This window comes from Luteibacter sp. dw_328, from assembly GCF_018449605.1.
Lineage (GTDB): Bacteria > Pseudomonadota > Gammaproteobacteria > Xanthomonadales > Rhodanobacteraceae > Luteibacter.
This window is the reverse complement of the sequence record NZ_JAAVUW010000001.1, coordinates 200,170-226,563: the sequence shown is the minus strand read 5'-3', so window position 1 is coordinate 226,563 and position 26,394 is coordinate 200,170. Positions and strand designations below refer to the sequence as shown.

At 62.2% G+C, this 26,394-nt stretch carries 22 protein-coding genes; 11 read left to right on the top strand and 11 right to left on the bottom strand.

Annotated elements, in window-relative coordinates; genetic code table 11:
* Positions 1–4: 4 nt before the first annotated feature.
* Together HB634_RS01015 and HB634_RS01010 are read right to left on the bottom strand one after the other, a co-directional pair.
* Positions 5–1,846: a glycoside hydrolase family 35 protein gene (locus tag HB634_RS01015; protein WP_255548305.1), complete on the bottom strand. Its 1,842-nt coding sequence runs from the start codon at positions 1,844–1,846 to the stop codon at positions 5–7.
* Positions 1,846–4,752, bottom strand: coding sequence for a TonB-dependent receptor (locus HB634_RS01010; protein WP_082878850.1), 2,907 nt, complete (start codon positions 4,750–4,752; stop codon positions 1,846–1,848). The genes HB634_RS01015 and HB634_RS01010 overlap by 1 nt, the downstream gene beginning before the upstream one ends.
* A 283-nt stretch (positions 4,753–5,035) precedes the next feature.
* On the opposite strand from HB634_RS01010, the gene HB634_RS01005 reads away from it, so the two are divergent.
* Entirely contained in the window at positions 5,036–7,447 is a 2,412-nt protein-coding gene (locus tag HB634_RS01005) for a glycoside hydrolase N-terminal domain-containing protein (RefSeq protein ID WP_255548304.1), read from the top strand.
* On the opposite strand, the gene HB634_RS01000 is transcribed toward HB634_RS01005, so the two are convergent.
* Both HB634_RS01000 and HB634_RS00995 read right to left on the bottom strand, forming a co-directional pair.
* Positions 7,434–8,117 carry a DUF2489 domain-containing protein gene (locus HB634_RS01000; protein ID WP_157503825.1) on the bottom strand — a complete coding sequence of 228 codons (684 nt, stop codon included), beginning with the start codon at positions 8,115–8,117 and terminating at the stop codon, positions 7,434–7,436. The genes HB634_RS01005 and HB634_RS01000 overlap by 14 nt on opposite strands.
* Before the next feature lie 16 nt (positions 8,118–8,133).
* Positions 8,134–8,775, bottom strand: coding sequence for a hypothetical protein (locus HB634_RS00995; protein ID WP_213947093.1), 642 nt, complete (start codon positions 8,773–8,775; stop codon positions 8,134–8,136).
* Between the two features lie 88 nt (positions 8,776–8,863).
* Between HB634_RS00995 and HB634_RS00990 the strand changes: the two genes are divergently transcribed.
* The 5 genes from HB634_RS00990 (at position 8,864) to HB634_RS00965 (ending at position 12,363) form a co-directional block, all read left to right on the top strand.
* A complete protein-coding gene (locus HB634_RS00990; RefSeq protein ID WP_213947092.1) occupies positions 8,864–9,223 on the top strand; it encodes a hypothetical protein in 360 nt (119 codons plus the stop codon).
* A 531-nt stretch (positions 9,224–9,754) separates the two neighbouring features.
* Positions 9,755–10,507: a hypothetical protein gene (locus HB634_RS00980; RefSeq protein ID WP_213947086.1), complete on the top strand. Its 753-nt coding sequence runs from the start codon at positions 9,755–9,757 to the stop codon at positions 10,505–10,507.
* A gap of 63 nt (positions 10,508–10,570) precedes the next feature.
* Positions 10,571–10,870 (top strand): hypothetical protein, encoded by a 300-nt coding sequence (locus tag HB634_RS00975; protein ID WP_157503828.1) that lies wholly within the window; start codon positions 10,571–10,573, stop codon positions 10,868–10,870.
* A gap of 31 nt (positions 10,871–10,901) precedes the next feature.
* On the top strand, positions 10,902–11,516 hold the full coding sequence (locus HB634_RS00970; protein WP_213947084.1) for a hypothetical protein: 615 nt from the start codon (positions 10,902–10,904) through the stop codon (positions 11,514–11,516).
* 115 nt (positions 11,517–11,631) lie between these two features.
* Positions 11,632–12,363 carry a DUF1080 domain-containing protein gene (locus tag HB634_RS00965; protein WP_255548303.1) on the top strand — a complete coding sequence of 244 codons (732 nt, stop codon included), beginning with the start codon at positions 11,632–11,634 and terminating at the stop codon, positions 12,361–12,363.
* 73 nt (positions 12,364–12,436) lie between these two features.
* Here HB634_RS00965 and HB634_RS00960 read toward each other — a convergent pair whose 3' ends face one another.
* Genes HB634_RS00960 through yidA form a run of 3 tightly spaced genes read right to left on the bottom strand, consistent with a single transcriptional unit; the run spans position 12,437 to position 14,978 of the window.
* Positions 12,437–13,465 carry a nucleotidyl transferase AbiEii/AbiGii toxin family protein gene (locus HB634_RS00960; protein ID WP_213947082.1) on the bottom strand — a complete coding sequence of 343 codons (1,029 nt, stop codon included), beginning with the start codon at positions 13,463–13,465 and terminating at the stop codon, positions 12,437–12,439.
* 30 nt (positions 13,466–13,495) lie between these two features.
* Positions 13,496–14,122, bottom strand: coding sequence for a DUF6088 family protein (locus HB634_RS22795; RefSeq protein ID WP_255548302.1), 627 nt, complete (start codon positions 14,120–14,122; stop codon positions 13,496–13,498).
* Between the two features lie 40 nt (positions 14,123–14,162).
* Positions 14,163–14,978, bottom strand: coding sequence for a sugar-phosphatase (yidA, locus tag HB634_RS00950; RefSeq protein ID WP_213947079.1), 816 nt, complete (start codon positions 14,976–14,978; stop codon positions 14,163–14,165).
* A 171-nt stretch (positions 14,979–15,149) separates the two neighbouring features.
* Here yidA and HB634_RS00945 point away from each other — a divergent pair, with 171 nt between their 5' ends.
* The 4 genes from HB634_RS00945 to HB634_RS00930 are packed head-to-tail and all read left to right on the top strand — an operon-like array spanning position 15,150 to position 18,941.
* Positions 15,150–16,148 carry a sulfate ABC transporter substrate-binding protein gene (locus HB634_RS00945; RefSeq protein WP_213947077.1) on the top strand — a complete coding sequence of 333 codons (999 nt, stop codon included), beginning with the start codon at positions 15,150–15,152 and terminating at the stop codon, positions 16,146–16,148.
* Positions 16,145–16,975: a sulfate ABC transporter permease subunit CysT gene (gene cysT / locus HB634_RS00940; protein WP_231873833.1), complete on the top strand. Its 831-nt coding sequence runs from the start codon at positions 16,145–16,147 to the stop codon at positions 16,973–16,975. The genes HB634_RS00945 and cysT overlap by 4 nt, the downstream gene beginning before the upstream one ends.
* Positions 16,972–17,817 (top strand): sulfate ABC transporter permease subunit CysW, encoded by an 846-nt coding sequence (gene cysW, locus HB634_RS00935; RefSeq protein ID WP_063570551.1) that lies wholly within the window; start codon positions 16,972–16,974, stop codon positions 17,815–17,817. Before cysT ends, cysW begins: the two co-directional genes overlap by 4 nt.
* Positions 17,817–18,941, top strand: coding sequence for a TOBE-like domain-containing protein (locus tag HB634_RS00930; protein WP_213947075.1), 1,125 nt, complete (start codon positions 17,817–17,819; stop codon positions 18,939–18,941). The genes cysW and HB634_RS00930 overlap by 1 nt, the downstream gene beginning before the upstream one ends.
* A 41-nt stretch (positions 18,942–18,982) precedes the next feature.
* On the opposite strand, the gene HB634_RS00925 is transcribed toward HB634_RS00930, so the two are convergent.
* Genes HB634_RS00925 through HB634_RS00915 form a run of 3 tightly spaced genes read right to left on the bottom strand, consistent with a single transcriptional unit; the run spans position 18,983 to position 24,597 of the window.
* Positions 18,983–20,122: a phosphatidylinositol-specific phospholipase C1-like protein gene (locus tag HB634_RS00925; protein ID WP_213947074.1), complete on the bottom strand. Its 1,140-nt coding sequence runs from the start codon at positions 20,120–20,122 to the stop codon at positions 18,983–18,985.
* Between the two features lie 18 nt (positions 20,123–20,140).
* A complete protein-coding gene (locus tag HB634_RS00920; RefSeq protein WP_213947072.1) occupies positions 20,141–22,387 on the bottom strand; it encodes a GH92 family glycosyl hydrolase in 2,247 nt (748 codons plus the stop codon).
* 29 nt (positions 22,388–22,416) lie between these two features.
* Positions 22,417–24,597 (bottom strand): TonB-dependent receptor, encoded by a 2,181-nt coding sequence (locus HB634_RS00915; RefSeq protein WP_213947071.1) that lies wholly within the window; start codon positions 24,595–24,597, stop codon positions 22,417–22,419.
* Between the two features lie 277 nt (positions 24,598–24,874).
* On the opposite strand from HB634_RS00915, the gene HB634_RS00910 reads away from it, so the two are divergent.
* Entirely contained in the window at positions 24,875–25,597 is a 723-nt protein-coding gene (locus HB634_RS00910; protein WP_063570929.1) for a TetR/AcrR family transcriptional regulator, read from the top strand.
* Here the strand turns inward: HB634_RS00910 and HB634_RS00905 are convergent.
* The gene (locus HB634_RS00905; protein ID WP_213947070.1) at positions 25,587–26,339 is read right to left on the bottom strand and encodes a DUF72 domain-containing protein; all 753 of its coding nucleotides are present in this window, start codon (positions 26,337–26,339) and stop codon (positions 25,587–25,589) included. The two genes, HB634_RS00910 and HB634_RS00905, sit on opposite strands and share 11 nt — an antisense overlap.
* Between the last annotated feature and the right edge of the window lie 55 nt (positions 26,340–26,394).

The window sequence follows — 26,394 nt, the reverse complement described above, 5'->3', positions numbered from 1 at the left end:
TGGGTCATGGCATGCCTACCGTGGACGTACCAAGGATGGGTCGCTTGAGCGTGCTGAGCACGGGTGCACCTTCCACGAGAAGGTCGAGCACGACGAGCTGGTTGCCATGCGGCTTGAGCCACACACCGGGTACGTAGAGGGTGCGTTGCGGACCGATGCTCCAGGTACGCCCCAGGGCGTGGCCGTTGAGCCAGACGAAGCCCTTACCCAGCCCGGCCGTGTCCAGGAACGTGTCCGCGGCGGCATTGCCGGAGGCAGGCGCGTCGAACGTCGCGCGATAGAAGCACGGCGCATGCTTGCACGCCGCCGAGGTGTAAGACAGCGAGGCGCTGTTGGCGAACGGCAGCGAGTAGTTCTGCCAGTCACGCAGCGGCTTGCCGTTGAGGCTGACGCCACCCAGGATGCCCTTGCGCTCGTTCAGCATTTTCTCGCCGAAGTTGATGCGCCCGTCGTTCTGAACGAGCAGGTCCAGCGTGTCGCCCTTGTGCAAGGCAACCTTCAGGCGGTCCTGCTTCAGCCGGCGATCGAGCGTGCCGATCCGCTTGCCGTTGATGTAGATCTGCGCATAGTCGTGCAGGGTGTCGATGCGCAGCTCACCGGATACGTCGGCGTCGATGCGTTTGCGATAGAGGATGTCGCCATAGGCCTGATCCAGCGACTCCATGGTTCTAGGCTCGGCCGAGGACACCGGTGCTGGCAGGTTGTCCCACAACGATGCCGATTCACCCAGTCGAATGCCGCCGATCGCCTGCGTCCCCGGTGTGGCAGGCACGGGTGGCAAGGCCACGCCGGTTTCCCTGGCGATTACCTCGCGCGCAGCCAGGTACTTCGGGGTGGGACGCCCGCTCTCATCGAGGGGACTGTCGTAGTCGTAGCTGGTGACGTCTGGCTGGTAGCTGTTGTCGTCCCAGTTGGCGCCGTTCATCCAGCCGAACGAGGTACCGCCGTGGAACATGTAGAAGTTGACCGAGTAGCCCTGCTTGAGCATCCATGACAGTTCGTCGGCCACCTTCTTTGCCGGGGCAACGTGGTGCGGCGCACCCCAGTGGTCGAACCAACCGATCCAGTACTCGCCGACCATGTACGGGCCACCGGGCTGCCAGGTGTGCAACTTTTCAAACTTCTGCGGGGCGTGGCCCACGCCGAAGTTGATGACCTGCACGACACCAGGCAATGAGCCGGGCTGCTCCGCACTATCGGAGGTGGTCAGCAGCGACGCATTGAACCCGCCGTCGACGATCCCGTGACGGATCTGCTCCATGTAGGCGGTATCCGTACCGAAGCTGCCGTACTCATTCTCGACCTGTACCGCGATGATGTTGCCACCGCGACTCAACTGCAGCGGTGCCAGCTCCTGCCCCAACCGATGCAACCAGCGCTGGGCCGGCTGCATGAACTTCGGGTCGGTGCTGCGTACCTTGACGTCGGGCTCCTTCAGCAACCAGGAGGGCAACCCACCGAACTCCCATTCGGAACAGACATAGGGACCTGGACGCAGGATCACGTACAGGCCCTCCTCCTTCGCCTCACGGACGAACTCGGCGACGTCGTTCTGCCCACTGAAGTCGTAGTGGCCGGGGGTCGCTTCGTGGGCGTTCCAGAACACGTACGTCGTGATGGTGTTCAGGCCCATCGCCTTGGCCATCTTCAGGCGATCCCGCCAGTATTCGCGCGGGACACGGGCGTAGTGCATCTCACCGGAAACGATGCGGAACGGCTTGCCGTCGAGGACGAAATGGCCCTTGTCGATGGTCATCGGCTGGCCCGCCGCGGCGGGTGCCGCGGCGGCCATGGCGCAAGACAGGACACCCAGGACGACGGATGCCACAACCTTCAATGGCAGCATCAGAACGTGCCTCGCAGGCCTACCGTGTAAATGGTGCCGTCCGCTTCGGCGTACAGGAAGCGATTTTTGTACACGGAGTAGTCGTAGAGGTGCTCGTGCGTCAGGTTGGTGCCTGAGACGAAGACCGACACGTGCTTGTTCAACGCATAGCTCGCGCTCAGGTCCAACTGCCCGTAGGCACTGCGCGTGGCCGGCTGGGCACCCGAGCCATAGGCGAGGCTCTCCAGATACTTGCCGCGCCAGTTGTACGCCGCGCGCACCTGCACGGGACCCTTTTCGTAGTACAGGCTCGCATTGGCCGAGTCACCGATACCCGGCACGGCGAACTTGCCCGATGCCGCGATGACGCCCGGGCTGAGCGCCGTGCTGCTCTTCACGTGCGTGTAGTTAAGCGCCATGCCCAGGCCGTTGAAGGGTTCGGGCAACAGATGCGTGAACTGGTAGTTGAAGGTGACCTCTTCGCCGTAGATATTCGACGAGTTGAGGTTGATCGGCTGCGTGAGCGACCAGATGAACGGCTGTCCGGTGTTCGCGTTCGTGAGGAACGGCACCGGCGTGCTCACCAGCGTGCTGAAGTTGCTGACCTTCTTGTAGAACCCTTCCACGGCGATATAGCTGGCATCGTCGATGTACCACTCAAGGCCCATGTCGTAGTTACGCGAGGTGTACGGCTGGAGATCCGGATTGCCCTGCGAGATGGTCAACGAGTTCGGGCGCGTGCCGAAGCTCTTGTTGTAGTACAGATTGCTGAGTGCCGGCGGCGTCAGTGTCTTGGACAGCGAGAAGCGGTAGATCAGATTGTCCAGCACGTTCAACTTCAGGTTCATCGACGGCAGCCACTTGTGATAGCCGCCCTTCGCCGACTGCGGTGCCAACGGGCCGTAGGTCACCTGGCCGTTGCTGGTGTCGTTCGGATCCACGTAGTACGCGATCGGCGGCTGGTTGACTGCGGTGGACGTCGAAACGATGTTGAGATAGCGCACGCCGACGTCGATCGCCCAGGGCATGTTCCAGACGTCCCCACCGAAGACAGCCTTGGTGAAGAATGACTTCTCCTTCTCGCCTACGTCGTTGTAGCTGCCGGGGTTGGGAATGGCGTCCAGGGTGCCGCCGTTGGCGGCCAGACCGGCAAGCAGCGCGGCGCGCTTGTCGTCGGGGAGCTGGTTATACGCGGCCGGCGAGGCCAGCCAGCTCAGGTAAGCACGCGGATCGTACTGAATCCACTGCGATGGCTGGCCCGGGGACGAGACTCCCTTGATTTTCGGCGGTGCATTGAACACGTACGCACCGATGGCGTCCGGCGGAACGGGAATGGAATAACCGCAATAGGCGTTACAAAGGATGCCGTTTGGCGTGCCGAAGCTGACCGACTTCACCCATTCGTTGGTGTACTGGACGCCAGCCTCGAGCCGATTCAGCACGCCGTCGTTGAAGGCCTTGTCCAGCTTGAACTGGTAGTTGTCGACCTTGTTGGTGACGTTGTTGCCCGAACCTGCGTTGCAGCAATGTGCCGCGAGGTTGTCCATGTTGGTGGACGAGAGGACGTTCGAGGACGTCGGCGGCTGGTTGTCGCCGTTGTTGGTCCAGGTTGGATTGGTGCCGAAGTTCTTCGCGCCGACCACGAGGAAATAGCCGTCGGCGCTCTGCTTGTTCCAGGCCTTGGAACTGGCCACGTCAAGACTGAGCTTGGTCGAATCGTCGATGTCGAAACCGAGGTTCAGGCCGTTCTGGTAGCTCTTTTCATAGCTGGGCGTATACGACGCGACATAGTCGTTCGCCATGACGTTCGGGCCCGAGCTGTTACGCACATAGCTCAGCGCGGTGCCGTTGGCGTCGGTCGTCAGCGACTGGATATCGGAGGTGTTGCCGTACTGACCGAACTCATGCTCGATCGGGTCGACCTTGTAGCTCGAATACATGGTGTCGAACGCGACCGTGAGCTGGTCGATCGGCTTCCAGTCCATGGCGCCGCTGAAGCCCTTGCGGGTGCGTGTCTCGTCCAACACGTTGCTTGCCAGGGTTTCCGGGACCGCCACGTTCGTATAGGTGGGCTTGGCCGCGCCAGGAACGGTGTAGATGTCCTGGTTGGCATACCAGGAATTGGCCTGCGTATTGAGCTGGGTGTCCTTCCGCTTGTAGTAGGTCGCCGAAGCCATCCAGCCGAAGGTGTGATCCTTGTTAGTCCAGCCGAACAGGCCCGAGGCCTTCGGCGTGGTCTTACCCTTCCAGTCGCCGGTCAGGTTGCTGTTGATGCCCGCCCCGCTCCACGCCCCATGGTAGCCATTGAAATCCAGCGGCCGCGCGGTCTGGATGTCCACCACGCCGCCGATGTCGACTTCTGAGATATCGGCCGAGGAGGTCTTGTTGACCTGGGCGACGCTGATGATTTCCGACGGAAGTACATCGAAGTTGAAGGCACGCGAGCCTGAGGCGGTGGCCATCGGCCGGCCATTGATGGTGACGGCGACGAATTCGGGACCGAAGCCGCGCACCGCAATCTGGCTGGACTCACCGCCACTGCGGTTCACCGACACGCCCGGTACGCGCTGGAGCGCGTCGGCCACGTTCGGGTCGGGGAACTTGCCTGCCTCTTCCGCTGAAATGGAGTCGACGACATTGACGGAATCCTGCTTGATCGCCTGCGCGCGCTGGAGCGCCGCCAGCTGGCCGGTGACCGCCACCCCTTCCAGTTCGGTCACCTTCTTATCGTCGGTCTTGCCCTTCGCGGGCTTGGTAGCCTGATCGGGCGTCGTCGCCGACTGCGCTTCGGCCTGAGCCGTTCCCGGCGCCGGTGCCGGTGCCGGCGCTGTCTGCGCGTACCCTGGTGCGCCGTAACCCACCATCCAGGCGACACCCGTTGCCACAAGCGATCGCCGCACGGCGACCGCCAATTTCGTTAGCTGCATGGCTACCCTCCCCCACTCTGTGGACTACCCCAATGTGCACACACAGCTTGCCGCCCGAAGCCCGCCTGCACCGTTACCCACAACGACGCCTTGAAGCCTCGCTATCCCTGTCTCCCCAACCCCTGACAGAGCGGCCAACTGCCACCGTTTATTTGTAGTATTTAATAATATTACCTAGCTTTCCCCCGGCAACAAGCTGCGGCGCAGCATGACAAGTTGGATGAGCCGGTCTAGGTTTAATTTGTACGACAAATGAATTTTCCCTGGGGCAGCGGATAGCTCGATGATGAGTAGCGAAGACCAGCAGACGACCTTGGGCGAAGCGCATTCCGACCTGATGGACCGGCGTCGGTTCCTGAAGCTGACAGGCGCCGTGGCGGCCGTGCTGCCGTGGCTCGGGCTGCCCAGGTTCGCCGAAGGCAGCCCCGTGGAACGCCCCCTTGGCGCTATACCGGCGGCAACCGCAAGGCACACCCTCTGGTACACCACGCCGGCACCGGAATCGAACGTGCTTCGCGAAGGACTGCCGATCGGCAACGGACGTCTTGGTGCGCTGGTCGGCGGCGACCCCGCCTCGACCTTCCTCTATCTCACGGACGCCACGATGTGGCTGGGCAAGCGTGAGGTGGTGTTGGGTGACGATGGCCAGCCCGACTATTCCACCGAGCACTTCGGCAGCCTGGCGATGCTCGCCAAACTGTATCTGTCCGTGGAAGGGCACGAATCCGCGCATATCACCGACTACCGGCGCGAGCTGAATCTTGGCCAGGGAACCCTGCGCGTTTCGTATCGAAAAGACGGCATCGCCTATACGTGCGACGTCTTCGCCAGCCACCCGGATGACGTCATCGTCGTCCATCTGACTCAGGCCGGCGGCGGTCTCTTTAGTGGTTCGGTGGCGTTGCATGGCACGCACGGCGAGAACCCGCCGGCCGGTAGCCACTTCGACGGCGTGCTGGAGAACGGCCTCAGGTACGCGGCGAACGTCGTGGCTGTCGCGGCTTCAGGTACCGTAACAGAAGACGCAAAGGGACTTCACTTCGCGAACTGCAGCGCGCTTACGGTCCTGTTTTGTGGCGGCACCAACTACGCACCGGATTTGGCATCGAACTACATGGATGCTTCGCTCGATCCATTGGCGCTTTCGATAAAGAAAACGAAAGCCGCCGCCACACAGACCCCAGCCACGCTACTGCATACTCACGTAGCGGACTATCGTTCCCTGTTCGATACGATGAGGGTCGACCTCGGCGCATCGACGGACGCACAGCGCGACATGGACACCTGGACACGCCTCCAGGCTCGGGCCGCCGCGGGCTCGCCTGCCGATCCGGAACTGGAAGCGTCCTATCTGCAGTTCGGACGCTACCTGACGATCGCCGGCTCGCGGGACAGCTTGCCAACCGGGCTGCAAGGTCTCTGGATGAGCGACAACGCGCCACCCTGGATGGCCGACTATCACAACGACATCAATATCCAGATGAACTACTGGCTGCCCGACCGCGCCGGGCTGCCTTCGTGCTTCGATGCATTTACCAGGTACTGCCTCAGCCAGGTCGAGGCCTGGACGAACCTCACCCACGAATACTTCAACGATCCGCGCAACGCGTATCGCAATAGCACCGGAAAGATCGCCGGCTGGACGGTGTGTATTTCCACCAACATCTACGGTGGCGGGGGCTGGCGGTGGCACCCGGCCGGGAACGCTTGGCTGTGCAACAACCTGTGGCAGCACTATCAGTACAACCCGGATCGCACCTACCTTGCGCGCATCTATCCGCTACTCAAGGGCGCCTGCGAGTTCTGGGAATCGCGGCTGATCAGCGTCAGCGTGAAGGACCCGGCGACAGGCCTCGCACGCGATGTCCTGATCGACGACGCGGACTGGTCGCCCGAGCATGGACCGACCGACGCGAAGGGCAACACCTATTCCCAGGAATGGGTTTGGGATCTGTTCGAGAACTACCGCCAGGCAAGCTCGCTGTTGGGCAAGGACCCTGGTTATGCCACGTCGATCGCCCAGCTGCAGGCGCGGCTCTATTTGCCACAGGTCAGCAGCAAGACCGGCTGGCTGGAAGAATGGATGACACCGGATAACCTCGGCGAGACGACGCATCGGCATCTTTCTCCGCTGGTCGGCTTCTTTCCTGGCGACCGCCTTCGAGCCGACAGCAGCCCGCCCGGACAGATCGAAGGGGTTACCAGGCTCCTCGAGGCCCGAGGCACGGGTGGCTATGGTTGGGCCTGCGCGTGGCGTGCGATTTGCTGGGCGCGCCTCGGCGACGCTGACAAGGCCTATGGGCTCCTGCTCACCAATCTGCTGCCCTCGAAGAATCACAGCAATGGAACAGCGCAGAATTTCTTCGACATGTACAACATGGATGCGGATACCGACGCCTTTCAGATCGACGCCAACTTCGGCACGCCCACCGCGATGCTGGAGATGCTGTTGTCATCGCGGCCCGGATTGATCGAGCTGTTGCCAGCCTTGCCCAAGGCATGGGCGGCGTCAGGCAGCGTGACGGGTATCGGTGCGCGTGGTGGATTCCACGTCGACCTCTCCTGGCGTAAAGGCAAGCTCACATCCGTCACCGTGCGAAGCGTCGGCGGCGGAGAGACGCGCTTGAAGTGGGGTGCCTGGACCAAGGCCATCGCGCTTCGCCCCGGCACGTCGGTCACTATCACTCCGTCTTAGTGCTCAGGAATTTCCTGAGTCGCTGCGCTGCCTGCATGATGCCTGCCTCGTGGCGATCTTCCAGCACGCGCCGCTCGGCATCGAGTGCCACTAAGCGGTGCTCGTGCCAATACTGACGCACGTCGCCGACCGGGAAGTGCTTGGTTTCCGAGTCGACGGCCTGGAAAGGCGTGAGCAGGGACCCGACGGGACGACGCGCTTCGTTCGCCCAGCGAAGTACATCACGAATGCCCTCGGTGAGGCCTGTTCGCCGCTCGATCAGCGCGTCGAGTGCCTTCTTCGTGTTCTCGACACCGATCCTTTTGTTCTCTTCCCACCCCGCGATTCGTTCATCGACTGACAGACCGTCGCCCTTTCGCTCGTCGTCAGAGAAATACAGCTCGAGGATCGTTCCCTCACCAACAGGCCGGCCCGAACCGTAGAAGATCTGCGTTCCGGGTTGCAGGAGTGGACCGACCCTATCCGGATAGCCGAAAGCGAGATAGGCGCGGCGAACCTCGCCTGGATAAAGGTCTTCCTCGATATCCACCCGGGTGTGGTAGCGAATCCGCGTCTCATGGCCGATTCGTATGTCCACCAACCAGGGCCTTGCCAGAAGAGGCCCCGCCCTGCCGCCAACTTCAGGCCGATAGAGCTCGACGGTTGCCAGCGCGTGCCTTGGCAGCTTCATACCGGACACCTCTCGCTCAGTCAGCAACGTAGTGAAACGGACCAATAGTCGCAGCGCACCAGACGCCGAATCGATGACAGACGGTAGCCCTGACCCAGAGCTCTGTATCGGTGATCACGACATCCATACCCTCACGGAGGGAGATTCCGTGATGGGCCAGGGCGTCGACCGTTCCACGCCGGTTGAGCGGCACGGAATTGTCCTCATACGTGGCATTGAAGTCGACGGGAAGAATGACTAGTGACGTCGCGCCCGGGAGTGCCCTCACGACGGACGCGGCCTGCTCCTCGTCGAGACCGATGAGGAGAACAGCGCGACTGTCCCAGAAAACCATTTCGAAGACGGCACCCTCGATCTGTGGCACCAGCGGCTTCCCCTTCCAGAACGCCGGATTGCCATCGGCGAACGGCAGGTCGATGACCTCAAACCTGGGCCCATGTGGAAAGGCATCGAGCACCCCCCATACGAACTGGGTCTCGTGGGGGACCCAGTGGGCGATGAGATCGGCCCCTGAGATCCAACCGTCCTTGATCTCATGAGGCCACGCGCTCGCCTCGACATCGGCGAGATGCCACATGAAATCGGCCCCGTTCACTCCCATCGCCGAGATGATCTCGGGAAGACCGGGAAGCGGAACCCCTTCGATGATCAGATCCATGCCCGGAATGTAGCGCGCGAAAGCCTCCGATTGCCAACGGTGGAAGGAAGATACATTCTCTCCCGCGGGGGACATGGGGAGCAGGCGCATGGCGAGACTTCTGATGGTGGCCTATCGACCACATCCGCATCAGCGGGACACCGTCCTGGGCCTGCTGTACGAGCAGTATCTTCTGGTCAGTGGACTCGGACTCATCGCGGACCGGCAGCCCTGGGTCATGGAAAGCGCCAACGGCGAGATTGTCTATGTCATCGCCTTCAGCGATGCAGGGCAAGTGGACCGCTGCTGGGAAAACGAAACCTTCCAGGACATCGACAGCCAGTTGTTGCAGCTCGCCGAGATGGTGCCTGTGCACAGCCTGCAAGAAGCCAGCGGCCCTTATCTCGATATGGAAGAACTCGACCTCAGCATGATTGCTGCGATGGCTGGGCAACGGAAAGGAGAATAAGGACATGGCTTATCCCTCGATTCGACTTATCGCGCTGATTGCGATGAGCCTGGCCGGACAACTGGCACACGCGTCGCCGCAGGATGCGACGCCGCACGATCGCGGGGAAGACGCCTCCCTCGTTCCGCCGCCTCCGCCGCCTCCGCCTCCGCCGCCGCCACCCCCGCCCAGGCTCCCCCTCCTACCGGGAGGCGACGGAACGAGGCCCGGCCACAAGCCGACGGAAAACGTGGCTTACCGTCTACGGACCCCGCCTCGTTACCCTCCCGAAGCCGTCGCGGCGAGGCACGAAGGTACTGTCGTGCTGGATCTTCTCGTCGGCGCCGATGGGACGGTCGAGAATGAGATAGTGCTGCGCTCGAGTGGCTATCCCGAGCTGGACGCCGCGGCGATGGCGACGGTACCCCTTTGGCGCTTCTACCCTGCCTACCGCGATGGGCAGCCTCGCCGCGCTTATGCGCATGTCCCCATCATCTTCGCGCTACCTCCTGCCCCAAAATTGCCGGCTGACGGCCCTTGAGGAACATTACGATGTCCAAGGAGTGCCGGTACGCCGCCTTCGCGTGCCTGATGATGGTGTTGGTCGGGTGCGCCACTGAGACGCCGAGGAAGCTCGTGGTGAACACGTCACCATCGGCAGACGACAAGGAAGTGCTGGATGGCGTCCGGATGATCCAGTCGGGCCAGATACAGGCGGCGATCGATGGACCGTTGAACGACGTGATCGGCCGCTACGAGACGAAGTATGCCCATAGCCCGGACCGAATTTATTCTGCCCGTGGTCCAGCACAGGGCCTGCTGTACATGGTGACCGAGGCCGGCAACCTGGGAAAGAACGACGTGCCCGGGGAGCGCAGAAATGCCATCGCACTCGGGCCGGCCTGGGCCATGGCCTACTGGGCCCGGGGCTATGCGTATGGCGAGATGGCGCGCTATACAGACGCCGAAGTCGAAGTGAAGAAGGCGCTCGCGCTTTCGCCGAACGACGCGCAATACACCGGCGAGCTCGCGTACATCTATCAAATGCAAAAGCGCACCGAAGAGTCACTGGCGCTCTACACCGCGATGCCCGACATGATTCCACTGATGGATAACGGGAGCGACACCGTGAAAAATGAGTTCTTCTGCAAGGCGTATCGAGGACAAGGTTACGATCTCGTCGAGCTGAAGCGCTACGACGAAGCCGTGGTCGCTTACCAGGCCTGCATGAAGGTCATTCCGGACGAACCCAAATCGAAGGCGGAGCTCGGGTACATTGAGGGTGTAAGAGGAAAAGGTCACTAAACCACTCGTATCGGGACGAGAGGTACTTCTATACTTCCGCGCCCTTCCGTCTGGTCAGCGTCCATGAAGTACCTCGCCATGTTCCTTCTCGCCGCGCCGATGGTTGCCGCGGCGGCACCGAACGTCTGTGCCGAACGCGGAAACTTCGCGTCACTCGTTGCCGTCGCCCGAAGCAAGGGCCTCGACGAGCGCTCTGTCACCGAGGCGGCCGCCACCGACCCGGGCGCGTCCTTCGTCGTTCGCTTGTCCCACATCGAGATCATTCAGACGTTGTATCGGAACTCGGCCAAGCCGCTCTCGCCGCCGGACGCGCAAGCTTCGGTTCGCCATACCTGCGAGCGGGCGCTGGCGAAGCCTCGCTGACGGAAGTTCGCACACATCCCAAGGAAGCGTCATGAACACTGCAGTTCAGAAAGGCTTGATCGTTTACTCAGCCGTCATCAGTACGGTTGCACTCGCCATATTCCTCATGGGAGCGCGGTCCCAGCCCACACGTTTCGATGAGATCAGCGTTCATCGACTCAACGTGACCGAACCTGACGGGACATTGCGCATGGTGATCTCCAATAAAGACCGCCTTCCTCCCGTGATCATCAAGGGCAAAGAGCGGCCGGAGATGGGCGAGGCCAGACCGCAAGCTGGAATGATCTTCTATAACGATGAGGGTACCGAGAACGGAGGCCTGATCTTCAGTGGAAGAAAGAACGACAAAGGACAGATCGTCGACGCCGGGGCGAGCCTTTCCTTTGATCGATATGGCGCGGGGCAAACCATTCAGCTTGCCGGCGTCGACGACAGCGAGAATCACTTCGCGGGTCTTGCGATCAACGATGTCGGCGGCCAGAGGGTGTGGGCAGGCCGCGACCGTACCGGACTCGCAAGCATCTCGTTGGCGGGAACGGACGGCAAGGAGCGCATTCGTCTGCAAGTGACGGGCGAGGGCCAGGCCAGCATCGTGTTTCTGGATGCCAAGGGCAACGTGATCCAGGAGGTTTCCCCGGCGAAGTGACTCCCTCAGATTCTTTACACCGGCCCGCCAACGCATGGCTCTATGTGACTTACGGCAGGTTATCCGGGACGCTGCTGCGGTTACGCTCGGCGTTTCCCTCCCCCGGAACGTCCCCATGCTTCGTGCGCTCGCCATCGCCTGCTGCCTCGCTGCTCTGCCCGCCTTCGCCGCAGACACCGTCCCGACCGCCGCCGAAACGGCGCAGGGCTGGCATTCCCTGTTCGACGGCAAGACGCTCCAGGGCTGGCACTCCTTCGGTCAGAAGGGCACGGGTAAGGACTGGAGCGTGGTCGACGGCACGATCCAGCTCGATCGCAACCTCAAGGCACCGGACGCGGACTTCGCGGACCTGGTCAGCGAGAAGGAATACGAGAACTTCGACCTCAAGCTCGACTGGAAAATGACCGCCTGCGCCGATGCCGGCGTGATGTTCAACGTCAAGGAATCACCGAAGTACAAGTACACCTGGGAAACCGGCCCGGAAATGCAGATCGCCGACCTGGTGTGCACCAAGCCGGACAGCTATACGCTGTACGAGCGGTCCGGCGACCTCTTCGACCTGATCTCGTCGGACATCGAGAACGTCAACGAGCACGGGAACTGGAACGCCATCGAGATCATCGTCGACCACGGCCATGTGCAGTTCTTCCAGAACGGACACAAGACGGTCGACACCACCCTATGGACGCCGGAGTGGACGGCCCTCGTGGCAAAGACGAAGTTCGCGAAGATGGCGGATTTCGCGCGCTTCCACAAAGGCCGTATTGCCCTGCAGGGCGGCGAAGACAAGGGCGTGCCGCCCATCCGCATTGCGTTTCGCAATATCCGGATCAAAGAGCTGAATTAAAGCCTGGTCGTTGTTCAGAGCACCGACCACATCCAGACCTTAAAACCCCGGCACATTGCCGGGGCAGCGATTTTCAGGTGTTGAGCACTGCTTCAAGCGTTTGCAGCCGCGTCACGACATCGGCAAAGGCGAGCGGGTTCTCAGACAACATTCCCGCCGAAGTCATTGCATCAAAATCCGCCTTGAGCAGCGTCAACTGATCTTCGTCAGGAATAAGCATCCAGCCTTTCGTAAGGCACCGGTCGTAGTTGAACCTTGAGTACGCGTAGAACTGTTGCTTGATGGCGACCACGTCCCGCAACAGCGCCCGGTTCTTCACCGCTTCGCACCCGAGCATATGGTCTGCGAGCATCGCGAGGTCATACCAGTGCCGTGCCTGGCGTTGCGGATTATCCCTGATGCTTTCCCGGACACATGCCGCATGGACGAGCGTCGCCTTCTCCCAAAACGTACGCTCGCCTGAAAGGACGGGAACAACCGCGACCGGGAACGTGATATCCGCAAAGGAAGAAGCGATTTCTGCGTGAATCGGCATGACCTGATGCGGCTCGGTTCGATTGCGTCCGCCGAACTCGAGAAGCACTGACTCAGCGATATACTCGCCCCGGTCCGCACAGCTAGGGTAGTTCACCCGCAACGCACCCTCAGATGCCTCGACCGTCACGGTGTGCTTCGTCAGACCGTCGTTGGCCAGGCATTGTTCCAGCCACGGAACCATGGCATCGACCAGATATTTCTGAACTCTCGCCTTCAGCGACTCAGAGAATTTCTTCTGCCTGGTGCGCGAGAGACCCGGCTCAAAAGGATCGACAGTCGGATCCAGGGACTGGTAGTCAATGGTGATATCGACATCCTCGGACAACCGTCGAATGGCGCCGTACGCTTTGGACAATGAAGTGCCACCCTTGAAGGCCATCGCATAGGCATCGGGTATGCGAAACACCGCATCCAATGCCCAACAGACCCAGATGTCCTTCTCGAGCAATTGCGGGTTCAGATGCGACTGGCTCGCACCGCGCTCTAGGACATCGCGCTGCATGTCTGGCGATAGACGAATAAACTCGGGACCCTTGTTGTTGCCCGCGCGCGCCGCTGTCTTCATCGAAGATATCCCTTCTTCAGGTACTTCCTACTACGCCGTTTGAGCGAGATGACCCCGCGCAGTTCCGACGACCTTTGCCATCCAGCCGGGCATGACGGCGGTGGCGTTGCACAGATCCGCAAACGCCCCAGCGGGGAGCTTACGAGAAATCTGCGCCACGACATCGGCAGTGACGTGCTCGCGCCCCAGATACCACAGTGCGTTCAGCGCAAGCCCGACCGGCGTTCCACGAAAAGCAAGACGCCTTGCGGCGACGTGCTGGAGCGTGACCTCGCCTCCGTTTTCAAGGCGAACAATACGCGATCGAGCCGTCGTATAGAAAACCGGGCGGACCTGCATCTGCGTGCTTAGTCCCAGCTTGCGAGCTGCCTCAGCACCATGGATTTCCAGCTGACCACCTTCCGAGCGAACAATGGCCTCAGCTACTTCCCACGCACCGGGCAGAACCTCACCTACCAGTGGACTCAGGCGAGGCCTCGCGAAGACGCCGCGGGCGAGCCTACGCACCTCTCCGGACCGTACGAGGTCCAAAAGGACCTGATCGACACATGCCCGCGGGCCAAACGGAATGAGGTCCCCCGGCCTGAACACCCGTCCACGAGCGAATTTCCGTATCCGGCTCCGAATCGCCGGCGCGTATTCTGGTCGGGTTTTCATAAGAAAAATGTACTTTATTTCTTTATGAATATCAAGGCTGTCATCCGCCCTGGAGGACGTAGCGCTCGATCGCCACCGCGACGCCGTCCTCGTTGTTGCTGGTGGTCACATGGTCCGCTACGGCCTTGACGGCATCGATCGCGTTGCCCATGGCCACGGCGACGCCAGCGAACTCCAGCATCACGAGGTCGTTTTCCTGATCGCCGATGGCCATGATCCGCTCGGAGGGAACGCCGAGATAGGCGGCCAAGGTGGCGAGTGCCCTGCCCTTGCCGGCTTCCGGGTGAAGGATTTCGAGGAAGTCGGCAGCGCTCTTTACCACCGTATAGCGCTGCATGAGTTCCGGCGGAAGGTTGGCAATCGCCTTGTCGAGGACAGCTTCGTCGTCGACCATCATGAACTTCCGGAAACGCCATGCCGGGTCGACCTGTTCGACCGAACGGTAAAGCAAGGGCGTGTGTGAGATGTACGCATCTCGCACCGTGTGCGAACTGATGTCCGCATTCGGCGTCATCATGCTCCGCTCGTAAAGCACGTGGAAATGCACACCGAGGTCTCGTGCGATTTTCTCGCAGTAACGGAAATCGTCGTAGCCCAGCGTGGTCTCCGCCACCGACTTCGTGCCGGAAGCATTCTGGATCACGGCGCCATTGAAGGTGATGCAGTACTCATCGTCGCCCGCCAGGCCGAGTTCCTCCAGGTACATCTCGATACCCGAGAAAGGTCGCCCGGTTGCCAGGACAATACGAACGCCGCGGGCGCGCGCGGCGGTAATGGCCGCCTTCACCCTTGGCGAAAGGGTGTGCGCGGAGTCAAGCAGGGTGCCGTCCATGTCGATGGCAATCAGTTCGATCATCGGATGTGTTCGGTAGGGGGATGTATCATGTTACTGCATTGCAGCAAACGGACGCCGCCTGGGATACCGTGTAGGCCCGTCGGCCCGGGATTTCACACCGCGACGACACGCTGACCAGCTTCATCGAAACATCCCTATCCCGCGCCATCCGACCACCCAAGGAGCCTGACGATGAAGCTTCGTCCCACCCTCCTGGCTCTCGTAGCCACCGTCATGGTGTTACCCGCCATGGCCAAGGACGTCACGCTGCTCAACGTGTCCTACGACCCCACGCGCGAGCTCTACAAGGCGGTGAATACGGCCTTCGCAGCCGACTGGAAGGCGAAGCATGGTGACAACGTCACTATCCAGATGTCCCATGGCGGCTCAGGAAAACAGGCGCGCGCTGTTGTCGACGGCTTGCCCGCCGATGTCGTGACACTCGCACTGGCCTATGACATCGACGCCGTGGCCGACCGTGGCCTGCTGGCCAAGGATTGGCAAACCCGCCTGCCAGACAACGCCTCGCCCTATACGTCGACCATCGTCTTCCTGGTCCGCAAGGGCAACCCGAAGGCCATTCGCGACTGGGGTGACCTTGTCAGGGACGGGGTCCAGGTCGTCACTCCCAACCCCAAGACATCCGGCGGCGCCCGCTGGAACTTCCTCGCTGCCTGGGGTTACGCGCTCAAGCTGCCCGGCGGCACCGATGATAAGGCCAGGACCTTCGTCAAGACGCTCTTCCAGCACGTGCCCGTGCTCGACACGGGAGCACGAGGCGCCACGACGACGTTCACCCAGCGCGGCATCGGCGACGTTCTGGTTGCCTGGGAAAACGAAGCGCTGCTGGCGAAGAAGGAAGCCGGCGGCGATCAGTTCGATATCGTCATTCCGTCCATCACGATCCTCGCCGAACCACCGGTAGCTGTTGTCGACAAGAATGCCGCGGAGCGCGGCACCCGTGAGGTCGCAGACGCCTACCTTAAGTTCCTCTACTCCCCGCAGGCCCAGGACATCGAAGCGCGCAACTTCTACCGGCCCCGCTCGCCCGACGTCGCCGCGAAGTACGCCGCGCAGTTTCCGCAGGTGAAGACCTTCACCCTGGCCGAGGTGTTCGGCGACTGGCGCAAGGCGCAGGCGAAGTTCTTTGCCGATGGCGCCATCTTCGACCAGATCGGCCCGGGCAACTGACCATGCGCCGAAGGGTTTTGCCCGGCTTCGGATTGAGCCTCGGCTTTGCCGTCACCTACCTTGGCCTAATCGTACTGCTGCCGCTCGCGGCCCTTGCATGGAAGGCGTCGGATGTCGGTTTCGCCGGCATCCTGAAGCTGCTCGCATCGCCCCGCACGCTGGCGGCGCTCAAGCTGAGTTTCGGTGGAGCGCTGCTGGCTGCGGGCATCAACGTCGTGGTCGGCCTGATGGTGACATGGGCGCTCGTCCGCTATCGCTTTCCCGGCCGGCGCATTCTCGACGCGCTCATCGACCTGCCCTTCGCACTGCCCACCGCCGTGGCCGGTATTGCGCTGACAGCCATCTATGCGCCTAACGGGTGGTTCGGCCGTTGGCTCGTGCCGCTCGGCATCCAGGTGGCTTATACCCCGCTTGGCGTGCTTCTCGCGATGGTGTTTGTCGGCTTCCCTTTTGTCGTGCGCACGCTCCAGCCCGTGCTGCAGTCTCTCGAACAGGACGTCGAAGACGCCGCCGAGAGCCTGGGCGCAACGGGCCTGCAGACCTTTCTGCGCGTCGTGCTCCCCACCCTGGTTCCGACCCTGCTGACCGGATTTGCCCTGGCGCTGGCCCGGGCCGTGGGCGAGTACGGCTCGGTGATCTTCATCGCCGGTAACATCCCCCTGCGCTCGGAAATTGCGCCGCTGCTTATCGTCCAACGGCTCGATGAATTCGACTACGCCACGGCGGCTGCATTGGGCGTCGTCATGCTGGCCTTCTCGCTCGTTCTCCTCGTTCTGGTTTCAGCGCTGCAGCGCTGGACCCGGCGGTGGGCGGAGCAGTCCGCATGACGGCGGGCCGTCCCGGACGTCCTGCCAGTGTCGCGCGGCGTCTTGGCCGGGCGTCGATCATCGTGGCTTCCATCCTCTTTCTCTGTCTCTTCCTCGTGGTGCCGCTGGCTTCCGTGTTTGTCGAAGCCTTCCGCCAGGGAGCCCACGCGTTCGTCGAAAGCATTGACCAGCCCGAAGCAATGGCCGCCATCCGGCTGACCTTGCTGGTGGCGGCCATCACGGTGCCGCTCAATGTGGTGTTCGGGATCGCGGCCGCCTGGGCCATGACCCGGTTCCAGTTCCGCGGTAAAGCCTTGCTCGGCGCGCTTATCGACCTGCCCCTGTCCGTCTCACCGGTGGTCACGGGTCTGCTGTACGTGCTGATGTTCGGTGCGCAGGGCTGGTTCGGGCCGTGGCTCGCAGCGCATGGGATCAAGATCATCTTCGCCGTCCCTGGCCTCGTTCTCGCAACGATCTTCATCACGCTGCCCTTCGTCGCGCGCGAACTCATTCCCCTGATGCAGTCCCAGGGCAGCGAAGAGGAAGAGGTCGCACGCGTGCTTGGCGCCAGTGGCCTGCAGACGTTCTTCCGGGTGACGCTCCCCAATATCCGTTGGGCGCTGCTCTACGGTGTGCTGCTCTGCAACGCGCGCGCCATGGGCGAGTTCGGCGCCGTGTCGGTGGTATCCGGACACATTCGCGGGCTGACGACCACCATGCCCCTGGAAGTGGAGATGCGTTACAACGAGTACAACTACGTCGGCGCCTTCGCCATCGCTTCGCTGCTTGCGCTCCTGGCGCTGTTGACCCTGGCAGTGAAGTCCGCCCTGGAATGGCGCTATCAAGCCGCTGAGAATCACTGATGACACTCGCTCTCAAACGGCTGAGCCGCCACTTTCCCGACATTGCCGCGCTCGACGACGTGAGCCTCGACATCGCTCCGGGCGAATTCGTTGCGCTCGTCGGTCCTTCCGGATCGGGGAAGACCACCTTGTTGCGCATTCTTGCCGGTCTCGACTATCCCGATGAGGGAAGCGTCACCCAGAACGGGCAGGACTTCCTTGCCGCCAGTGCGCGGGAGCGCAACGTCGGCCTCGTGTTCCAGCACTATGCGTTGTTCCGTCACCTGACCGTGCGCGAAAACGTCGCCTTCGGCCTCCGCGTGCGGCCACGGCGCAGGCGCCCTTCGCGTGACCAGATCCGTGCGCGTGTCGACGAGTTGTTGAAGCGCGTACAGCTGGCGGAACTGGGCAACCGCTATCCCAGCCAACTCTCCGGCGGCCAGCGCCAGCGGGTCGCCCTCGCACGTGCCCTGGCCGTCGAGCCGGATGTGTTGCTGCTCGACGAGCCCTTCGGTGCACTCGATGCGCAGGTGCGCACCGCGTTGCGCCGCTGGCTGCGTGAGCTCCACGAGGAGCTCGAGCTGACCACCGTGTTCGTCACCCACGACCAGGAAGAAGCGCTCGAGCTTGCCGACCGCATCGTGGTCATGAACAAGGGTCGCATCGAACAGGTGGGTCGGCCCCACGAGGTCTACCAGGATCCTGCCACGCCCTTCGTCTGCGAGTTCATCGGCAGGACGAACCGCATTGCGCTGGAACGGCGGGGAGACACGTGGGGCGCCGGTGGATGGTCCCTTCCGGCAGGTGCCGCGGGCGGGCTGTTCCGATCGGCTGTGGGTTATGTCAGGCCGGAGCATCTGTCGCTGTTGGTGCCTGAAGGTCAGCCAGCGTGGGAGGCGAAGCTGCGACACGTCTATCTCGCGGGGAGCATTGCGCATCTGGACATCTACGTCGCGGACATCGATCAGACGCTTGAAGTCGATGTGGCCAGTGAGGATCTGGCGCGTCTTGCTCTCACCCCCGGGGTGGCCTTGCGCGTCGCCCCGACCAGGCTGGTGGCCTTTCCTCTTGGTGACGGCCCTGCTGGCGTACCCGTGGTCGGGGAACGTTGGATCATGCGTCGTCAGAATACCGAGCAGTCGTAGGGCCTGACGCTACGACGTCGCGTCAGGCCCCGGCCGCTAAATCACTTCACAGCAACGTCCAGCGCAGCGTCCTTGCACTGGCCCTTCTTCGTGAGAATCGGGTTGCAACGGACCGTCACACCACCGGGGAAGCCGACGGAATAGCCGTGCTCCGACGGCTCGCCCGCCGGGTAGTCCGTGCTGATCAACTGTGCACCACTACCCAGAACAACATCACGACGTGAGCCGTCGTTCTTCAGGCCCTGCCCTTGTGCAGGATCGTCGGTACGAGCACGCACGATATAGCCCCGACGCACCAGCGCATCGATCTCATCTGCCGAGCACTCGTTGCATTCGGTGAACGCGGCATCCGCGGCGCCCGGCGTGGCGTTGGTGAAGATCAGGCGGCCTCGCAGCGACGGATGACCCTCACTATAGACACCTTCCATCTTGCGCTGGTCGAGCAGGAACACCACCTTGCCACGCGCCTTGTCCACGGTGGGCCAGCCACCCTGGCGCACGGCTTCGTCCAGACTCGCGTGCCCGCCGCGCACATCGTCGGGAACGACCATCTCGTTGCGCGGGAAGACCGAAGCGATTTCCGCGTCCAGCGCATCGAACACGGCAGGGGTGAACGGCTCGGGGGTCACCGTCGGGATCTTCACCTTCAGCGGGTCCTGCTTGGTCTCGACCAGGACGAACAGCGGCGTGTGTCCCGGGTGAGCCTTCGACCAGGCGCGCAGTTCGGCCAGGCACGCCGTGAACGGCTGGCAGGTGCTGCGCTGGTCCACGCCCTGGATGTGCATCACCTTGAAACCCGGCTTCTCCCAGGTCCCCGGCGCTGCCGTCGGCGGATCCGCCGGCAGGCCATTGAGCGCGATCATGTGATCCATCGCCGGATCCAGATACAGGCCACCCTTGGCGTCCGAGAACACATCCAGCTCCACCTGGCGGACACCGTCGTCAAGCTGGCGGGTCAAGGACGGATGGCTATAGTCGATCGCAGCGAATTCCTTCGGCGCTTCTTTCAGCATCACGCGCCGGGCGCTGGGCGCGAAACCGGCGTGATAGCTGTTATGCGTACCGATAACCTGGATCTGGTTGATGTGGATGTCGCTTGTAGCGGCGGCGAGCAACGAGGCCGACGCGACGAGAGATGAGGCCGCGGCAAGCGGCAGCAGGTAGGAACGTAGGGAAGCCATGAATATCCTCGGGGTAGATCAGCGGCTATGGCGTTTGCAGAGGGTAAAGTCGGAGTCGGACATGGACGGCGGCGGTGAGGTCGTACCCCAGCGCGACGGTGTCGGACCCATCACGAGATCCAGCGTGCCACCCTTGGCGATCTGGCCGTGGCGGAACCACGCCGCGTTGAGCGGCTGACCATTGAGCGTAGCCGATTGCACATAGCGGTTCGTGCCATCGGGCGTGAAGTTCTCGGCGTGGACGCTGAAGGTGTTGCCACCACCCAGGTCGATCGACGACTCGCGGAACGATGGCGTGCCGATCAGGTACACATCCTGGCCGGGGTTCGGATAGAAGCCCATCGACTGGAACGCGTACCAGCTGGACATCGCGCCGGAGTCGTCGTTACCCGGGATGCCACCACGATCCGCGCCGAAGGCACGATGCAGGAACGTCGTGACACGATCGGCGGTGAGGTCCGGACGTCCGGCCCAGAGGTAGAGGTCCGGAATCAGGAAGCCCGGCTCGTTGGTGATATCGAAATGCAGGTTGTCGAAGACCGTATCCAGGCGCTTCACGAAGGCTTCGTTGCCCCCTGACATCGCGATCAGCTTGCGCACGTCCTGCGGGGCATAGATCGAATACGTCCAAAGGTCGGCTTCATAGTAGAAGTCCGGCCACGTACCCCGACGGACCAGGTACTGCGGTGCCCAGCTGCCGTCTTCGTTGCGCGGACGAAGGAAGCCCGTGACGCCTTCCTGCTCGCTCGTCGCATCCCACAGGTTCGCCCAGTTGCCGGCATGGGCACGGTATAGCTTCGCTTCATCGTCATGACCCAGACCGCAGGCGACTTCGGCAATGCTGAAGTCATCATAGGCATATTCCACGGTGCGCGAACCGGCGCGTTCCGTCGGCTGCGCCACATAGCCAAGTCGGTTGTATGTCTCCAGACCCCCACGTCCTTCCTTGCGCGCATCGGTGGGCGCCACCGTGGCGTCCTTCACCATGGCCTTGAAAGCCGTCGCGTAGTCGATACCGGTGAGACCCTTGACGTACGCATCCGCCACCAGCACGTTGGCATTGCTGCCGCCCTGGGTACGACCGTTGTCATTGCCGACACGTGCGTCGGGCATGTAGCCGGCGTGGCGGTAGGTATCCACCAGCGAGCGGACGATGTCGCGCTGCACGTCCGGCGCGATCAGGGTCAGAAGCGGGCCCTGACTGCGGAACGTATCCCAGATCGCCTGGAAATCGTCGTAGTACGGCTCAGCGGACGTCCACTTCGGGTTCTCACCCGTGTGGTCGGACGGCATCATCATGGTGTGGTAAAGCGCCGTATAGAACGTCCGCCGCTGCGTGTCGTCCGCACCGGTGATCTCGATGCGACCGAGCGCCTTGTTCCACGCGGCAACGGCGGCCTGGTGCACGCCGTCGAAGCCCCAGCCGCGCGCCTCTTCCGTCGCATTGCGATGGGCCTGTGCCTCGCTCACGAACGAAATGCCGACCTTTGCCTGGATCGCCTGCCCCGCCTTCACCTGGTAATCGAACGAGGCACCAAGCGGCATGGCGCTGGTGGCGTGCACCGACAATGCCGTGCTGACGTTCTTGTCGAGCCAGGTTCGCGTCGCTACCGCTGGCGTATCGACGATCATGTCCACGTACACATCGTACGGGCCGCCTTCGTTCCAGCCGCCGGCATAGTGACCCACGCCGACGATCTCGGTAGGCGAGACTATGCGCAGGTCGCCACCGAGAAACTGCTGGGTCTCTTCTCCCGTCCCCTTGTAGAGCAGGTCGAGGTCGAGCGTCACATGCCCATCGCCGTCCTTGGCGAACGTATAACGATGCATGCCCATGCGCCGCGTGGCGGTCAACTCTGCCTTCACCTGGTAGCGCGTCAGGTCTACGGCGTAGTAGCCGGGGCTGGCCATTTCATTCGCGCGCGGCGAATGGAAGGCGCCCGGCTCGAGATCGCCCGTGGTGGCAATGACGCGGGCGTTTTCATATTTACCCGAGCCACCGCTCAGGTGCAGGTGGGAGAAGCCGCGGATGTCACCGGTGCTCTGGAAGCCCTTGCGATAACCGTAATCACGTACGTCGGGACCAACCTTCACCATACCGAAGGGCATGGTGGCGCCGACGAAGACCTCACCGAACCAGTCCGACCCGATGAACGGGTCGACGTCGGTGGCATGGTCGGTAGCCATGGCGGCAGGCGCCGCCAGGACCAGGGAGGCAATTGCGCCCGCGAGGGTGCGCCGTGCGATGGAGCTAAAGGTGTACATCGATGGACTTTCCTTTTTCGGCCTGCCGATCAGAACGTGTAGGTGGCCTGCACGGTGTAGTTGCGACCTGCCAGGTAGTAGAAGGTCGGATCCTTGGCCAGGCCGTTGCCCTGGATGGCCGTGCGGTGGTCGAACAGGTTATTGGTCGACAATTGCAGTCTCAGGTCAGGCGTGAAGCGGTAGCCGATGTTGAAGTTGGTGTAGTTGTACGTCGGCAGCTTGGTGTTCGGGTTGTACGTCGCCCCACTGGTCTCGCCGGTGCCAGTGAAACGCGTGCCCACGTATTTAACGAGGAACGAGCCGTACAGCGGGCCCTGGTCGTAGATGAAACCGACATCGGCCGTGGACATGGGCGAATTGGAGATCTGCAGGTGCGTCGTCTTCGAATACGCGCTGTTGATACTGCCGTTCGCGGTGAAGCTGAATCCCGAATCGCCCAGGATGTGCGTCAGTTCGCCTTCCACGCCCTTGTAGATCACGCCGCCCTGGTTGGCGAACACGCTGATCAACGAACCGCCCGGACCGATCGGTTCCTCGACGCTGCTCACCAGGTTGCCGAAGTCGATGTAATAAACATCGATGTCGGCCACGGTGGTCGGGGTCTTCCAGACCACGCCGGCCTGGTAGTTCGTGGTCGTCTGCGGATCGATGTGACCGGCAGGCCCCTGCACGATATTGACCTTCGGCGCCTGGAAGCCCTTGGCCACCTGCACGTACGCCGCGAGGTTCGGCGAGAACCGGTAGTTGGCCGCCACGGAGCCGAGCGTGGTGGCAAAGTGCCCGTCACCGCCGACCGGCAGGAAGTTGGACACGCCGTCGATCGTACGATCGAACACGATCTGCTTCACGCCGGGCACGATGCTCAGGTTTTCCAATGGCCGCCACTCGATCTCGAAGTAGCTCTGCGTCGTATTCGTGTGCTGGCTGGTATCGATGATGTTGGCGTTCGGTTCGCCCTTGAGGACGCGAGGCATCATCGTCGAGAGGTCGACGGTGACCTGGTCCTGCACCTGGTACGTGCGCTCGGCCCATATGCCCGCTTTCAGGGTGCTCTCGAGCCAGTCGCTGCCGACATCCTTCTCGGCCGTGAGGAAATCGCCGGCGGCGCGGTAACGGCTGTGGTTGATCGCACCGGGGACACCGCCATTGGGCAGCAAGGCGATATTCGGCGTGTTGCCGAGCAGGTCCACACCGCCCGGACCGCTGTCACGCAGGCCGTACGTGTAGAACTTGTTGTCGATACGCCAGCTGCCGTAGTCGCCATGCAGCTGGAGGTATTCGAAGTCCGCATGGCGGTCGTCGACGTTGTAATCGGCAAAGCCCTGCGAGGTCGGATCCTGATTGAGGCCACCGAAGTCCAGACCGAGGATGTCGGTCCGCTTCTTCGGCTGTGCGGTAAAGGTGTTCCACTTCACCTTGTTGTAGTCGGCCACCAGGGTCAGGGTCGTGTTGTCGCCCAGCGGCTGCTTTACCTTGAACAGGATATTGTCCTGCTTGAACCCCGCGTCATCGATCAGCCCGTTGGATTCGACGTGGCTGTAATTCACCGACGCCTCGGTGCCGATCTTGTTGAGCACGCCCGTATTGCCGTCGCCGGCGACCTGCCAGGTAGCGCCGCTGCCGTACATCGCGGACACCTCACCTGAGGGCTTGTCGGTGGTCGGCGCCGAATACAGCGCCACGGTGCCGCCAAACGTCGCATTACCAAGGTTGCTTGCCGTACCGGGACCGCGATCGACCACGACCTTGTCCAGGGAGGGTCCTGGAAAGAACGCGGTGGTGGCGTGACCGAAAGCGCCCGGATCACCGAACGGAATACCGTCGAAGGTCACGTCGTATTCGCCATCCTGGAAGCCGCGGATGGTGCCGCTCTTGCTGGAAAGGCCAGCGCCGTTCGGCGACGCATTTACCGCCGAGGGCGTGAGTTCCAGCAAGGCCAGGTAATCCGCCTTGGGTGTCGCGATCGTCTGGATGAAATTTCGGCTCAACACCGACTGCGGCTCGATCTCGAACAGGTTGCCTTGCGTCGGCGCGAGTGCCGCCGCGCTGCCGGGCGGTGCGAGGTTGGGGTCGTCAATGCCGGCAGAAACCGACACACCCTGCAGGTCCGTCGTGCGCTTCGTGATATCCGCGTCCGTGGTTTCGGCGGCGGCGCTGATAGCGGCTGCGAGGGCAGCGAGACCTAATCCAAAACGTACAGCGTGATGCATTGCGTTGAAACTCCTGCGTGTATCGGCCGCGCGGTTGCCCGCGACGGTCAGCTCTGTCGAGCCCGAAGGGATGGGAAACGGAATGTTGGGGAGGGGTGGCGGAAAACAGTAGTGAACGCTACTGTTTACATATGACAGCGCTTTGACGGTCACGTGGCATGGCACGGGAGGCGTGCAGGCATCGCGCTGCAGCACGCATGCCACTGCGAAATAAGTATCATCTGGAACCAATACGTCTTCGCTGAGAACTTACGAAGGCCCACGCCGAGGTCGACCCATGAACAGCGCCACGCGTCGGAAGAAAACCGATGCGCGTCCCGCGATCCCGCTGGACACCAAGCAACAGCCGATGCAGCAGCGCTCGGTCGAAACCTTCGAGTTGATCCTCGAGGTCACATCGCGCCTGCTCGGCGAAGTGGGGGTGGAGCGACTCTCCACCAACCTGGTGTGCGCGAAGGCGGGCATATCGCCACCGGCGCTGTATCGGTACTTCCCGAACAAGTACGCCATCCTCAAGGAGCTCGGCGAGCGCCTGATGAAATGCCAGAACAAGGCCTACCGCGCCTGGCTGGAAGAGGAGAAGGCGCTCAACTACGACGGCTCGCGCGAAGCCAGCATTCGTGGCCTGCGCGACATGCAGGCGGCGATCAACGCGGCGACGCTCGCCTTTCCGGGTGCGGTGTGGATCATGCGTGCGCTTCGCGCGGTCCCCACGCTAAGGCATATCCGTCTGGACTCGCACGACGATGTCGCGGAGACCAGCTACGAAGGACTGCGCGATCGCTACCCGAGCGCCGACCCGGAAGCCTTGCGCGTGGCGATGCGCCTCTCCACCGAAGTGATGTATGCGGCCACCGAAATGGCCGTGGACAATCCGTCGATGGATGGTGACATCATCAATACCGAGGTCGCCGAAATGGTCGTCCGCTACTACGACAAATTCGTCGAGGGCGAAGAACGCTATGCGGCGACCGTGAAGAAGCGCAAGGTCAAGCGTTGAGTTGAGACATCAACGTCAGCGCATTGGGTACAGCCTCGCCCCGCGCCGTGTTGTCGAAGATGCACCAGGCGACCTTGCCCGCTTCTTGCGCCTGGCGCATCCGTAACGCGACGCCTTTGATGAAAGCATCGTCGTAGGCTGAGTAATAGACCTGTGGAGCCCCGTGCAGGCGGATATAGAGCATCGTCGGGTCGCCTTCAGGCGGTGCGACGGCGGCCACGGGCGACGGATGTGCCCATACACATGAAACGCCCGCTTCGCTCATCACCGCGGCCCCTTTAGGCGTGAACCACGTGGCGTGCCGTGGCTCGCAGGCCACCGGCAGCTGCGTGTGTTTTCGCAGGAGGGAGAAGAAGCCCCTCGCGGTCCTCACATCCAGTGCGAGGCTGGGCGGTAGTTGAATCAGGATGCAGCCCAACCTGGCTCCCAGCCCGGACACCTCGGTCAGAAAGCCGAGAAGAGGCTTCTCAGCCTTTCGCAGACGCAGTTCATGGGTGATCGTCTGCGGCATCTTTACGCTGAAGCGAAACGCTTCCGGCACACTCGCGGCCCAACGAAGATAGGTCTTTTCCTGATGCGGCCGGTAGAACGACGAATTGATCTCAACGCATGGAAAAACGCTCGCATAGCGTTCCAGGTGCGTGCCTTCCCCAGGAAAGGACCGCGCGTCCTTTGATGCGAGTGACCAACCTGCGCACCCCACCAGGAGGGGCGATGCACGACGACGCTTCCGCTCGTTCACATGAGTGCTCCCAGGTCACAACGACCTTGAAACGTAGTTTCCACGTGGACTTGTC

Coding starts and splice junctions, on each gene's coding strand:
- HB634_RS00920 (WP_213947072.1), bottom strand. CDS start 22,387: ATGTACACCTTTAGCTCCATCGCACGGCGCACCCTCGCGGGCGCAATT.
- cysW (WP_063570551.1), top strand. CDS start 16,972: ATGACGGCGGGCCGTCCCGGACGTCCTGCCAGTGTCGCGCGGCGTCTT.
- HB634_RS01015 (WP_255548305.1), bottom strand. CDS start 1,846: ATGCTGCCATTGAAGGTTGTGGCATCCGTCGTCCTGGGTGTCCTGTCT.
- HB634_RS22795 (WP_255548302.1), bottom strand. CDS start 14,122: ATGAAAACCCGACCAGAATACGCGCCGGCGATTCGGAGCCGGATACGG.
- HB634_RS00910 (WP_063570929.1), top strand. CDS start 24,875: ATGAACAGCGCCACGCGTCGGAAGAAAACCGATGCGCGTCCCGCGATC.
- HB634_RS01000 (WP_157503825.1), bottom strand. CDS start 8,117: ATGAAGCTGCCAAGGCACGCGCTGGCAACCGTCGAGCTCTATCGGCCT.
- HB634_RS00980 (WP_213947086.1), top strand. CDS start 9,755: ATGTCCAAGGAGTGCCGGTACGCCGCCTTCGCGTGCCTGATGATGGTG.
- yidA (WP_213947079.1), bottom strand. CDS start 14,978: ATGATCGAACTGATTGCCATCGACATGGACGGCACCCTGCTTGACTCC.
- HB634_RS01005 (WP_255548304.1), top strand. CDS start 5,036: ATGATGAGTAGCGAAGACCAGCAGACGACCTTGGGCGAAGCGCATTCC.
- HB634_RS00970 (WP_213947084.1), top strand. CDS start 10,902: ATGAACACTGCAGTTCAGAAAGGCTTGATCGTTTACTCAGCCGTCATC.
- HB634_RS00960 (WP_213947082.1), bottom strand. CDS start 13,465: ATGAAGACAGCGGCGCGCGCGGGCAACAACAAGGGTCCCGAGTTTATT.
- HB634_RS00945 (WP_213947077.1), top strand. CDS start 15,150: ATGAAGCTTCGTCCCACCCTCCTGGCTCTCGTAGCCACCGTCATGGTG.
- HB634_RS00930 (WP_213947075.1), top strand. CDS start 17,817: ATGACACTCGCTCTCAAACGGCTGAGCCGCCACTTTCCCGACATTGCC.
- HB634_RS00975 (WP_157503828.1), top strand. CDS start 10,571: ATGAAGTACCTCGCCATGTTCCTTCTCGCCGCGCCGATGGTTGCCGCG.
- HB634_RS00965 (WP_255548303.1), top strand. CDS start 11,632: ATGCTTCGTGCGCTCGCCATCGCCTGCTGCCTCGCTGCTCTGCCCGCC.
- HB634_RS00925 (WP_213947074.1), bottom strand. CDS start 20,122: ATGGCTTCCCTACGTTCCTACCTGCTGCCGCTTGCCGCGGCCTCATCT.
- HB634_RS00995 (WP_213947093.1), bottom strand. CDS start 8,775: ATGGATCTGATCATCGAAGGGGTTCCGCTTCCCGGTCTTCCCGAGATC.
- HB634_RS00915 (WP_213947071.1), bottom strand. CDS start 24,597: ATGCATCACGCTGTACGTTTTGGATTAGGTCTCGCTGCCCTCGCAGCC.
- HB634_RS00990 (WP_213947092.1), top strand. CDS start 8,864: ATGGCGAGACTTCTGATGGTGGCCTATCGACCACATCCGCATCAGCGG.
- HB634_RS01010 (WP_082878850.1), bottom strand. CDS start 4,752: ATGCAGCTAACGAAATTGGCGGTCGCCGTGCGGCGATCGCTTGTGGCA.